The sequence below is a fragment of the Psychrobacter sp. AOP7-A1-24 genome (genome assembly GCF_052376235.1).
GTDB lineage: Bacteria > Pseudomonadota > Gammaproteobacteria > Pseudomonadales > Moraxellaceae > Psychrobacter.
In genome coordinates this window covers 31,965-43,117 of record NZ_JBQSVM010000027.1, presented here as the reverse complement: position 1 = coordinate 43,117, position 11,153 = coordinate 31,965, and the positions used below count along the sequence as shown (strand labels likewise).

At 40.6% G+C, this 11,153-nt stretch carries 7 protein-coding genes; 4 read left to right on the top strand and 3 right to left on the bottom strand.

Annotated elements, in window-relative coordinates:
- The first annotated feature begins 640 nt into the window (after positions 1-640).
- From thrS to rnr, 4 genes are all read left to right on the top strand, one after another.
- Positions 641-2,575, top strand: a complete 1,935-nt coding sequence (thrS, locus tag ACT3QQ_RS10040; protein WP_444527902.1) for a threonine--tRNA ligase — start codon at positions 641-643, stop codon at positions 2,573-2,575.
- 23 nt (positions 2,576-2,598) lie between these two features.
- Positions 2,599-3,102, top strand: a complete 504-nt coding sequence (gene infC, locus ACT3QQ_RS10035) for a translation initiation factor IF-3 (protein ID WP_057762155.1) — start codon at positions 2,599-2,601, stop codon at positions 3,100-3,102.
- Positions 3,103-3,490: 388 nt separating this feature from the next.
- Positions 3,491-4,735, top strand: coding sequence for a toxic anion resistance protein (locus ACT3QQ_RS10030; protein WP_444527901.1), 1,245 nt, complete (start codon positions 3,491-3,493; stop codon positions 4,733-4,735).
- Positions 4,736-4,874: 139 nt separating this feature from the next.
- Positions 4,875-7,151, top strand: a complete 2,277-nt coding sequence (gene rnr / locus ACT3QQ_RS10025) for a ribonuclease R (protein ID WP_444527900.1) — start codon at positions 4,875-4,877, stop codon at positions 7,149-7,151.
- Positions 7,152-7,266: 115 nt separating this feature from the next.
- Here the strand turns inward: rnr and ACT3QQ_RS10020 are convergent, their stop codons facing one another.
- The 3 genes from ACT3QQ_RS10020 to hisA all read right to left on the bottom strand — a co-directional run bounded on the left by ACT3QQ_RS10020 (position 7,267) and on the right by hisA (position 10,096).
- On the bottom strand, positions 7,267-7,548 hold the full coding sequence (locus ACT3QQ_RS10020) for a hypothetical protein (RefSeq protein ID WP_444527899.1): 282 nt from the start codon (positions 7,546-7,548) through the stop codon (positions 7,267-7,269).
- A gap of 81 nt (positions 7,549-7,629) precedes the next feature.
- Complete coding sequence (locus ACT3QQ_RS10015) at positions 7,630-9,279, bottom strand: mechanosensitive ion channel domain-containing protein (RefSeq protein WP_444527898.1); 1,650 nt, start codon at positions 9,277-9,279, stop codon at positions 7,630-7,632.
- 79 nt (positions 9,280-9,358) lie between these two features.
- Positions 9,359-10,096 (bottom strand): 1-(5-phosphoribosyl)-5-[(5-phosphoribosylamino)methylideneamino]imidazole-4-carboxamide isomerase, encoded by a 738-nt coding sequence (gene hisA, locus ACT3QQ_RS10010; RefSeq protein ID WP_444527897.1) that lies wholly within the window; start codon positions 10,094-10,096, stop codon positions 9,359-9,361.
- Positions 10,097-11,153 lie beyond the last annotated feature (1,057 nt).

The window sequence follows — 11,153 nt, the reverse complement described above, 5'->3', positions numbered from 1 at the left end:
CAAATTTATAGTTTTTTCAATGAGTTATGCATTTGGCTTATTTATCCTTTTAAAAAACTAGCGTGAGATATGATTTAGTTCACTAACTTGTGATAATAGGAAGCTTTGTTTCATTCTTACAATTGGAGCTTGTCATTATGCAATATATAGGCACTTTCTTGAACCAAGTTGTCTCTCATACTTTTAATTGTTGATATTTATATAAGTAGCACTATATAGAGGCTAAGTTACTTAGATTCACATGCTGTCTCCAATATTGTGACTTATCTTATATAGTGCCTTATCTAAGAATACCTCCATTGTGTAACATATCTTTTGCTTGTTACTCGTTATCGCTTAATCCCTTGGTATGTAGTGTTGAGAGATGGTTTTTGTTATAATAGGTATTTTACTGCATTACTTATATATGTTGGCTGTTGTATTACTCTTATAGCGAAATGCACTTTGCTGTGATGCTATGGATTAATTGGCTTTAAGCTCTGTATCAGCTCTAGTATATATAGTTATAGTAAAGCTCTAGGTAATGCGTCCCTTTCACAACATATCACGATGATTAGATATAATTGATGTGGTCTCACGGTTATATGATTGATGGTTGCAGTCATCACTGCCAACGGACCCAATAATAGGCGAATAGATTATGGTAGCGATTACTTTACCCGATGGTAGTGTAAAAGACTTTGAAGGTCATACAACAGTCATGGAAGTGGCTCAAAGTATTGGGACAGGACTCGCTAAGGCGACAGTCGCTGGACGAGTAAATGGTCATCTAGTAGATGCACATGATTCTATTGTCGCTGATGCCAATGTTGAAATCGTGACGCCAAAAGATGATGACGGTGTTGATATTATTCGTCACTCGTGTGCTCACCTATTAGGTCATGCGGTTAAGCAGTTATATCCCGATGTGAAGATGGTCATTGGTCCTGTTATTGATGATGGCTTTTATTATGATATCTTTAGTGAAACACCATTTACGCCTGAGCATATGGAAGCGATCGAAAAGCGCATGATGGCGCTGATCAAGCAAGATTATGACGTTATTAAAAAGATGACGCCGCGTGCTGAAGCGATTGAGATATTTGAATCACGTAATGAAGACTATAAGTTAAAACTTATTAATGATATGCCAGGTGAAGAAGCCTTTGGTTTATATCATCATCAAGAATACGTCGATATGTGCCGTGGCCCGCATGTGCCAAATACTCGCTTTTTGAAAGTATTCAAATTGACCAAAATGTCAGGTGCTTACTGGCGCGGTGATGCGAAAAATGAGCAGTTACAGCGCATTTATGGTACTGCTTGGGCAGACAAAAAACAGCTAAAAGCTTATATTCAACGTATTGAAGAAGCTGAAAAACGCGACCATCGCAAAATAGGTAAAGCGTTAAACCTGTTTCATATGCAAGAGCAAGCGCCAGGCATGGTGTTCTGGCATACAAATGGCTGGACTATTTATCAAGTACTTGAGCAGTATATGCGCAAAGTGCAATACGATAATGGCTACGAAGAGATTAAAACACCTCAAATCGTCGATCGCAGTTTGTGGGAGCGCTCGGGGCATTGGGGTAACTATGCAACCAATATGTTCACGACTTCTAGTGAAAACCGTGATTATGCAGTAAAACCGATGAACTGTCCTTGTCATGTGCAAGTGTTCAATCAAGGCCTAAAGTCTTACCGTGATTTACCATTACGTATGGCTGAGTTTGGCTCTTGTCATCGTAACGAGCCATCAGGTTCATTACATGGTTTGATGCGCGTACGTGGTTTTACTCAAGATGATGCGCATATCTTCTGTACGCAAGCTCAAATTCAACAGGAAGTTGCTGACTTTATTAAGCTAACGCTTGCTGTCTATGAAGATTTTGGTTTTGACAATATTATTATGAAGCTCTCTACTCGTCCTGAAAAACGTGTTGGTAGTGATGAGTCTTGGGATTTTGCAGAAAAAGCGTTAGCAGATGCGCTTGATAGCTCAGGGCTAGACTGGGATTACCTACCTGGCGAAGGTGCATTCTACGGACCAAAAATTGAGTTTAGTCTAAAAGATTCGTTAGGACGCATTTGGCAGTGCGGTACTATTCAGGTTGACCCAAACATGCCTGATCGTCTCGATGCCGAGTTTGTCAATGAGCAAAACGATCGTGAAGTACCTATTATGTTGCACCGTGCAATCTTAGGTTCGTTTGAGCGTTTCATCGGTATTTTGATCGAAAACTACGCGGGTTGGATGCCAGTATGGCTAGCACCGCAGCAAGTTGTGGTTATGAATATCACTGATAAACAAGCGGATGCCTGTGAAAACGTGGTTAGTGAGCTTAGAAATGCAGGTTTGCGTGCTATTAGCGACTTGCGTAACGAAAAGATTGGATTTAAGATACGAGAGAAAACATTAGAACGTATTCCCTATATGCTAGTATTAGGGGATAAAGAAGTTGAATCGGGCAGTGTCAATGTCCGAACTCGCGAAGGTGAAAACCTTGGCGTCATGAGTATTTCTGAATTTATTACATTAGTACAGAACGCTGTCAGTAAAAAAGGCCGACAGACCCCAAAAACAGATGAGGAGTAATACCTATTAAACAGTCCAACCGTTTGAACATCAACGAAGATATCAATGTCAAAGAAGTCCGTCTCGTCAAAGAAGATGGCGAGCAAATGGGCGTGGTTGATATCGCAACCGCGATGAAAGCGGCACGTGATGAAAATCTAGATTTGGTTGAATTAGTTCCTGAAGCTAAACCGCCAGTATGTAAGATCATGGATTACAAACATTTTCTTTATGATCAAAAGCAAAAGGCTAAAGAAGCTAAGAAAAACCAAAAGCAGACTCAGCTCAAAGAGATGAAGCTCCGTCCTAGTACTGAAGAGGCCGATTATCAGGTTAAACTGAGAAAAATCGTAAGCTTCTTGGAAGACCAAGACAAAGTCAAAATCAGTATCCGTTTCCGCGGACGTGAAATGGCGCATCAAGATATCGGTCGCAAACAACTTGATCGTATCATTGAAGATACGGCTGATATCTCAAATGTCGAACAGTACCCTAAGATGGAAGGTCGTCAGATGGGTATGCTGCTTGGGCCCACTAAGAAAAAGTAATCTGAATTATTGGATTCCTTTGAGTGGTCGCTGTTAGTCTATATAGCTGTTTATAACTCTAACCATCAATATGCTGCGGGATATTGATGGTTTTTTATTATTTGGACTCAAAAGTTGCTGTAATGAACATAGCTATACTAAACATAATAGCCTAGCATCATTGACTGACGCTATTTTACAAAATCTACCTTCTCAACTTTCTGATTACACGGTAATCTAAAGGTCTACTTTATATTTGCTAATCAGCATTTAATGATAATGAATGACTGTTTTATAAAAGCCGATATGAGCCAAAGACAATTTATAAGTGTATAAAAACAATATCTACCACGGCTGCTAGAGTCGTTAATAACAAACACTTCCTTTCTCCGATATCAGAGGATATTTCATGCAAGAATTGACGCCGCCAGAAAACGCCACAACTCCTAGTATCTCGCTAACAGCACCTGAACCTGTGAAAGAAATACAGAAAAGTGAAGCAGATCAGATGGTCAAATTGGATGAAAACCAGATTCCTGAGCTCGATGCCAAGGTTGATGCTTTTGTCGATCATGTACTTACTAATTCTGTGCATAGCGATGAATTTCGTCAAAATGTTCAATCTATTCATAATCTAGGTACCAAAGAGATTCGCGAATCTGCACAAGTATCTAATCGAATGTTAGATTTACCAGCAAAAAGTCTTAATGATAGCTTGTTTGACAACTCCCCTATTGCCAAATCGCTGACAGAGCTTCGCGGTATTGTCGAAGACTTAGATCCAAGTAAAAAAGAGCTAACCAGCTCACGCAAACTATTTGGTCTTATTCCGTTTGGTAACAAAGTGCAAGATTATTTCCGTCAATACGAGTCGGCACAGTCACATATCAATGCGGTTGTTACCAGTCTCTATAATGGTAAAGACGAATTACTCAAAGACAATGCAATGATTGAGCAAGAAAAAGTCAATATGTGGGAGCTGATGCAGTCTATCCGTCAATATGTCTATGTTGGCAAAAAGATTGATGAGCAACTAGAGCAAAAAGTTTACGCGATAGAAGCAACAGATCCAGAAAAGGCTCGCATCATTAAAGAAGAGATGTTGTTTTATGTCCGTCAAAAAAACACGGACTTTTTAACTCAGTTAGCAGTGAATGTACAAGGTTATTTGGCACTTGATACCATTCGCCGTAATAACTTAGAGCTGATTAAAGGTGTTGATCGCGCAACCACGACGACTGTATCTGCACTGCGCACGGCTGTTGTTGTTGCCCAAGCAATGACCAATCAAAAATTGGTATTAGATCAAATCACTGCGTTAAATAAAACCACCAGTAGCTTGATTGAATCAACCTCAGCCATGCTCAAGCGTCAGTCGGGTGAGATCCATGAGCAAGCGACTAGCAGTAGCATTGAGCTTGATAAGCTGCAAAATGCCTTCAATAATGTTTATGACACTATGGATATGATTAGTAATTATAAAATTGAAGCGCTAGATAACATGAAGCAAACGGTCAATACTTTGACCACGGAAGTAGATAAAGCACAAAAATACTTGGATAAATCAAATCAGACTACAGTATTAGAAGTCTCAAAAGAGCTGGATAGTAAAAAAATCACTAACCAGTCAAGCAATGTCGATATCGATATTTGATTTGTCTCTATAGCGGTCGTTAGTAAACTGACCACTTTTTGCTATCAGATACACATAAGACAATTGACGCAAGATATTGCAACGTCGTTCGTGTTAAGATAGCCACTATTAATAATTTTAAAAATAGATACGGTAATTTATGAGTTGGAATGATCCAAACGCCTCAAGTGAGGCAAAAAGATATGACAATCCTATCCCTAGTCGTGAGCTGATACTCAGCACGATTACTGAGCATGGTGAAGTCACACATCAACAGTTGGCAAAAGCCTTTAACATTGATGATCCTGATCAGTTTGATGCTTTGGGCAATCGCCTAAAAGCGATGGCGCGTGATGGACAAGTAAACCGAGAAGGTCGTCCTTATCGTTATCGTACGGTGACCAAGCAAGATATCGTTTCAGGTACAGTGTCTGCACATCCAAAAGGTTTTGGATTTGTGGTATTAAGTGATATGCCAGATTTGTTTTTGCATGAAAAACAAATGCGTTGGGTATTCAATGGCGACACGGTAGCAGCTGTCGGCACTTCAACAGACAATCGTGGACGTACCGAAGGCCGCATTGTTGACGTTGTCGAGCGTCGTCAAAATAATTTTATTGGTACACTTGCTCGTGATGAAGACGGCTACTGCGTCGAGCTTGGTAGTCCAAATAGTCATCAACCGATTACGGTTACTGATGACAATGTTCAAGCGTTTGATGTCAAACAAGGCGCGCCTGTTAAAGTAGATATCATTGATTGGCCAAACCAGCATGAATTTGCCACTGGTAAAATCACTGAAGTGCTATCTGATGATAATGATCGCGAACTGATTATTGAAACGACTCTGCTCAACTACGATATTCCATCAGATTTCAGTGAAGCTGCGCTTAAGCAAGCTGATGACTATCAAGAACCAACTGAAAAAGATATAAAAGGTCGTACAGATTTACGTCATCTACCACTTGTCACTATCGATGGTGAAGATGCACGTGACTTTGATGATGCTGTATTTGCTGAAAAACGTTCAGGCGGTAATTATCGCGTGGTCGTTGCGATTGCAGACGTTAGCCATTATGTGACACCAAACTCACCACTTGACCAAGATGCTTATGAGCGAGGTACGTCCGTGTACTTCCCGCATCGCGTGATTCCGATGTTGCCTGAGGTACTATCTAATGGTCTATGTTCACTGAACCCAGACCTAGATCGCTTGTGCATGGTTGCTGATATCAAAATATCGCGCGCAGGTAAAGTGACCGGCTATGAGTTCTATCCATCAGTGATACACTCGCAAGCACGCTTGACCTATAATCAAGTGAACGATTATTTCGTTAATCCAACTGATAAACGCTTGCCTAAGTCGTTGACGGGTAATAAAGACGTTAAAAAATCTATCAATACGCTACATCAATTGTATGAGCTCTTGCTCAAGAAACGTGAAGAACGTCATGCAATGGAATTTGAAACGGTTGAAACGTATATCAAATTCAACGAAAAAGGCGGGATTGAAGCGATTTTGCCGCGTACTCGTGGTGACTCTCAAAAGCTTATCGAAGAATGTATGCTCCTTGCTAACACTTGTGCCGCAAACTTCGCACTTAAACATGAGCTACCAGTCTTATATCGTAACCATGATAAGCCTGATGGTGAGAAGTCAATGCGTATTCATGAATATGCGAAAAACTTTGGCTTACCATTTCCAGAAGAGAATCCAACTCAAGCAGATTATCAGCGGATTATCGAAGCGACCAAAGACAGACCAGATGCGATCAGTATTCATAGCATGCTACTTCGTTCGATGATGCAAGCAAACTATGCACCTGACAATATTGGTCACTTTGGTCTGGCCTATGACGAATATAGCCACTTTACTTCACCTATTCGCCGTTATCCAGATCTCATGCTGCATCGCGGTATTAAAGCCCAAGTAACGAATAGCAAGCAGCCTGTCATGGACTTCTCGCTTGAAGGTGCTGGTACGCAAACGTCAGATACAGAACGCCGTGCAGAAAAAGCGTCACGCTTTGTAGAGTCTTGGCTCAAGTGTCACTATATGAAAGACCACGTCGGTGAAGAGTTCGAAGGCGTGGTAACGACAGTTACTAGCTTTGGGCTGTTTGTGACGCTAACTGACTTATATATCGATGGTTTGGTCCACATTTCAAACGTTGGCGATGATTTCTTTGTCTATGATGAACAGCAACAGCAGCTCATCGGTAAGGACAAAGGCACACTATTCGGGCTTGGCGATTCGGTAAAAGTACAAGTCGCTGGGGTCAACATGGACCTGTTGCAGATTGATTTTGATCTAAAAGAAAAACTTCAGTCTAGCGCTATGAACCAGACCAAAAAACAGCCTGCCAAAAAAGAGCAGCCTAAAAAAACCCCTGCGAAAAGAAGTAGTAATCGCAGAGGGTCTAGTAAAAAAAGTTAAGCGTAGACTGATATCAAAATACCAATATTGCAATACAAAAAAAGGCTAACGTGATCGTTAGCCTTTTTTTTGCTTTGTACTTTTCAAGTATCAATGATATAGCTACTTATAGAGCCTATTGTGCATCGTCTAATTGAGCGACACGCTCTTGCTCAGCTTGTTGTGCTTGGTCAATTTTGCTAGTAGCACTATCTACGATTGCTTTTGGCTGTTGACTAAGTGGCTGGCTAGCAATATCTGTCTCAGCGTTAACTACTGTAGCTTCAGTCTGTTCAGCGGCTACGCTACTGGCTGAAACCTCTCTGTGTTGTTCGTGACTATTACCGTTAATAATATTGAAGCCGAGCAGCGCTACGATACCAATTACTGCAAAAATAATAACGTGTTTCATTTCCATAAAAAGTCCCTTATTTGAATAACCACCAAATATAGACTATGTTGCACTTTTTATGCCTAAATTTTATTTAACGTCTAATACCTATTCTTGCGGGCTATTATTATTCAATAAATCAGTCTCATCTGAGCTTTGAGCAATTTCTTGTTCAACCTTTTTCATCAGCTTGTCATCAGGACGAGCATCGAGTACATCATCAGCATTGTGACCTTGTAAAATAGTCTTAGCTCGAGCCTTTGCCTGCTTTTTATCTTGGTCATCCGACTGATTGTTTTCAGCAGATTCAGGCATAGTCGGAGTAACGGTTAGATCAGATTGAGGGTTATCTGCACTACCTCGTATGTGTTCAAAAGCTTTCTCTAACTTGTTGTTGAAGCGCAGACGATAGATCGGCTCAGGTAAGCTAAAGCCTTCATTTTCTAGTGCATGTTTGGTTTCACGAATAGCGATACTGCGTGCTTTAGCAAAGTCGGTTTCTGATTGATCTACCCAAATCTGAAACTCCAAAACAATATTAGAATCACCCACATTAGTAATGACAGCAATTGCCTTAGGCTCATCTAAAACAAACGTTAGCGTATGTATCGCATCTAATCCCACTTTAATCGCTGCTAACGGATCGTCATTGGCATCAACACCCAATTCAAAAGTAAATCGCCGCTCAGGGTTTTTGGTGTAGTTTAGGATTGTACCTTTAAAAACTTCGGAATTAGGAATACGTAATTGATTGCCATCTAATGTCATCAGTATCGTCGCGCGCGAGGTCAAACGAACCACAATGCCTTCCTGCCCATTAATCACAATATGATCGCGGGCGCGAAAAGGTTGGCGAATACTCAGCATTAATGAGGCAATGTAATTTTCAATCGTATCTTTGACTGCGAAACCAACCGCAATACCGATGACACCTGCCCCACCAAGCAATGTACCTAAAATAGTTTCTGCACCTATCAGACTTAGTCCTAGTATAAGACCAAAAATAATAAAAATGACTTTGACCGTTTGTGATAACAGCTCAGCGACAAATGGATTGGGCGTCAGACGCTGCCACATCTTTTTGCGATTAGACAACCAACTACCAAACCATGCGACCAAACCAAATATAACGATGCCAACTAATAGTAGCGGTAGCGCCTTCACAAGATTGGTCACTTGCGCTTTTAGACCTTGATAGACCGTTGAGACATTCTCTTGAACATCTAGCGTGCGATTAATTCTGTCTTCTACTGTGACCACATCTGTTAGTCGGTTGGTTAAGTTAATCGCTTGCTGTGCTTTTTTTTCGTTAGCCGTCTCTCCCGTTAGGGTAACGACCCCTTGGGTGACACTAATATTGACAGCTTGTAGGCCTTCGATCTCAGAGAAGATACCGCTGATACGTTGACGGATATCATTGTCTTTTTGCGGTGTAGGTGTGGTTTCGATTTGAGCATTATTAGTGCTTTCACCACTGATTACTGGAGGCGGAGCAGGCGTTGGCAATGAGCTGGTGGATTCTATGTTATCACTTGTTGATGTCTCATTTTCTGATGTAGCAGAGTTATCGTTAGATACGCTTTCCTCTGTCGTATCTACACCTTCAGCCGTCTCTAAACCTAATGCTGCTGCAATGCCAGAAGTTTCTTCATCGGCAGCATGCGCTGAAAAAGCAACAAGGATGCTTAGTAGCAACACCATTTGACCCCACGCTTTTATAGAACTGCGTACTATTGGACGGTCAATGTAAGTGGCCATAAGCATCCTTTATTTTTTAAGATTCTTTCTCGCTTATCTTGTTACTGATAATTAGCTGTCTGACTTTGACTATCTACCTTTAATTATCTAAGTAAAGCTGCGCTTCGCTCAAGTTCAGCGTACCTTCATAGATAGCACGGCCAGTGATAATACCTTCAATACAGTCACCATATGGCTTTAACAGCTCAATGTCTTTTATATCGGTAACACCACCTGATGCAATCACAGGTAAACCGCCTTCACGCGCCAAGTTAACAGTTTGCTCAACGTTGACACCTTGCATCATACCGTCACGAGCGATATCCGTATAAACAATTGATGACACGCCTACATCGGCAAAACGCTTGGCAAGCTCGGTCGCTTTGGTATCTGTCACGTTTGCCCAGCCATGAGTGGCTACCATACCGTCTTTGGCATCGATACCAACGATGATATGCCCTGCAAATTCGCGGCAAGCTTCGGCGACAAACTCAGGGTCTTCGACGGCTTTTGTACCGATGATGATGTATGTCAAACCTGCAGTAATATACTGCTCGATAGTGTTCATATTACGTACACCGCCACCTAGCTGGATTGGCAAGTTCGGATAGGCTTTAGTGATGTCATTGACCACTTGTCTATGTACTGGTACGCCATCAAAAGCTCCGTTCAAATCGACCAAATGTAAGCGACGCGCGCCTTCATCTACCCAACGCGCTGCCATGGCAACTGGATCATCAGAGAACACCGTATCATCTTCCATACGGCCTTGTTTTAAACGTACACACTTACCATCTTTTAAATCAATAGCCGGGATAATGACAGGCACAGCACACATATAGCATTCCTTATAAAGCACAAGATTGGCAATAAAGTTAGTAAATTAAAATTTTGAGAATGAAACGTCATCGAAGAATCAAATAACGAGAGAACACGCTGCTTGAAAGTAGCATAAATCATAGACAGATCGAAAACCAAGACATTGCCAGGTTAGCAATCTGTTTGAATACAAATAAAAAAAACAGAAACTAGAAAATCATAACCATAAGTTTTAGTACATAGAATTACTACCAACAATCGTTAAATTGTATTACTGACTGGCAATTTTAGGTCAATTTAGCGTATAATCCTAGGTAAATTTTTATTTGTTTCTATGTGATAGTAACCATGTGTTACGCTTTTTGTTGAGTTGTTACGACTCACTGATACAACATGGTGATCAGGATGGATCGAGCAATCGCTCAATAGACCAATAAAATATTGGCTAAGAAATTGCTAAAAAGGGCTATCTGAAAAATCTCAACCAATAGTCTCTAAACCATCGATTCTGCGGTATTTAACCCCAATTAGATGTCTTGCAAGTCCCTATCACTAGCTAACTATATTAAAACCGTTACGATTAAAACTATAGCAGCTTGTAATAAGTGATGTTTGCTTATCAATTACTTAGCTAGTTTGTCTCTTAATCAGTATATCATCTACCTTAATAGATCGTTATTTGGCCACATTCTTATTATATTGAATATCTTCAAACGGTATTAGTGAACGAGAGACGGTCAAACATACTGGTGTTACAAGTTTTAAATTTCAATGAAACGTGTGATAAAGCCATTTTACTTAAACCAATCTCTTTTAGCCATGCGCTGTAGCGATTGTTTTCGACGAAACGGTTTTAGCATACACCTTGGTAGCCAGTCGCCACTTTGGTAATTCGAATAAGACGTTAACGTGTTGTTAAGGAGTCTAAGGTCAGCGTTAATACTCTTACTAGTAGTTATGATCATGTATTATCTTCACAGAGCTTTCATCCCTATTTTGCTATAAAGAAAATAGACGATTGAAGGCTCTATTGAGTGATACAAATGTTCATGCTACCGATATACCAAACAGGACGT

Excerpts from the sequence above, each read along its gene's own strand:
- rnr (WP_444527900.1), top strand. The coding sequence starts at position 4,875 with ATGAGTTGGAATGATCCAAACGCCTCAAGTGAGGCAAAAAGATATGAC.
- ACT3QQ_RS10030 (WP_444527901.1), top strand. The coding sequence starts at position 3,491 with ATGCAAGAATTGACGCCGCCAGAAAACGCCACAACTCCTAGTATCTCG.
- thrS (WP_444527902.1), top strand. The coding sequence starts at position 641 with ATGGTAGCGATTACTTTACCCGATGGTAGTGTAAAAGACTTTGAAGGT.
- ACT3QQ_RS10020 (WP_444527899.1), bottom strand. The coding sequence starts at position 7,548 with ATGGAAATGAAACACGTTATTATTTTTGCAGTAATTGGTATCGTAGCG.
- ACT3QQ_RS10015 (WP_444527898.1), bottom strand. The coding sequence starts at position 9,279 with ATGGCCACTTACATTGACCGTCCAATAGTACGCAGTTCTATAAAAGCG.
- hisA (WP_444527897.1), bottom strand. The coding sequence starts at position 10,096 with ATGTGTGCTGTGCCTGTCATTATCCCGGCTATTGATTTAAAAGATGGT.